Below are 1259 nucleotides of genomic sequence, written 5' to 3' on the forward strand. Positions count from 1 at the left end.
GGCGGCAACGAAGGCGACCTGGTCAAGGTCACCATCACGGCCGACCAGACCTCGGTAGCCGAGAACGTCAAACCGACCTTCACCGTGCACATCAACCAGGCACTGGCCAACGACTTGGTCGTGACCCTGAGCAACAACGCCCAGGTCACCATCAAGGCCGGCCAGACCAGCGCGCCGTACGAGCACGCAGCACAGGGCGACGACGTCTACAAAGACGCCGGTGAAATCAGCCTGGGTATCAAGTCGGCGGCCGACATCGGCAACCGCACCTTCGAGAACCTGCAGCTGGGCGACGCGGCCAAGGTCACGGTGACCGACACCACCGACGAAGTGGTAGCCAAGCTGACGGCCACCCCTTCGGTAACCGAAGGTGGCGCGATCACCTACACCGTGACCCTGACCAACAAAGACGGCCTGCCGATCGACAAGCATGCGGCGCTGACCTTCACCTTGAGCGACGGCACCACCGTCATCACCGTGCCGGCCAATAGCACCGTAGGGACTGCTACCGTCACCGCTCCGGACAACGTCTACGTCGGCAGTAACCCGGCGGTGATCAAGTCGATCGCCTCGGTGAGCGGCGATGACGTCGGCAAGTTCGAGAAACTGACCCTGGACAAAACCCAGGTCAGCACCACTGTCACCGACGAGCCGGGCACCCCAGGTACCCCGAGCAACCCAGGTGGCGGCAACGAAGGCGACCTGGTCAAGGTCACCATTACGGCCGACCAGACCTCGGTGGCCGAGAACGTCAAACCGACCTTCACCGTGCACATCAACCAGGCACTGGCCAACGACTTGGTCGTGACCCTGAGCAACAACGCCCAGGTCACCATCAAGGCCGGCCAGACCAGCGCGCCGTACGAGCACGCAGCACAGGGCGACGACGTCTACAAAGACGCCGGTGAAATCAGCCTGGGTATCAAGTCGGCGGCCGACATCGGCAACCGCACCTTCGAGAACCTGCAGCTGGGCGACGCGGCCAAGGTCACGGTGACCGACACCACCGACGAAGTGGTAGCCAAGCTGACGGCCACCCCTTCGGTAACCGAAGGTGGCGCGATCACCTACACCGTGACCCTGACCAACAAAGACGGCCTGCCGATCGACAAGCATGCGGCGCTGACCTTCACCTTGAGCGACGGCACCACCGTCATCACCGTGCCGGCCAACAGCACCGTAGGGACTGCTACCGTCACCGCTCCGGACAACGTCTACGTCGGCAGTAACCCGGCGGTGATCAAGTCGATCGCCTCGGT

The 1259-nt window shown here is 63.4% G+C and carries 1 protein-coding gene; it reads left to right on the forward strand.

Going from position 1 to position 1259, the window contains the following annotated elements:
* A partial coding sequence (locus tag DMX11_RS25790) for an immunoglobulin-like domain-containing protein (RefSeq protein ID WP_371921808.1) occupies window positions 1-1259 on the forward strand: 1259 nt, incomplete at both ends.

This window comes from Pseudomonas sp. LB-090624, from assembly GCF_003205205.1.
Taxonomy (GTDB): Bacteria; Pseudomonadota; Gammaproteobacteria; order Pseudomonadales; family Pseudomonadaceae; genus Aquipseudomonas.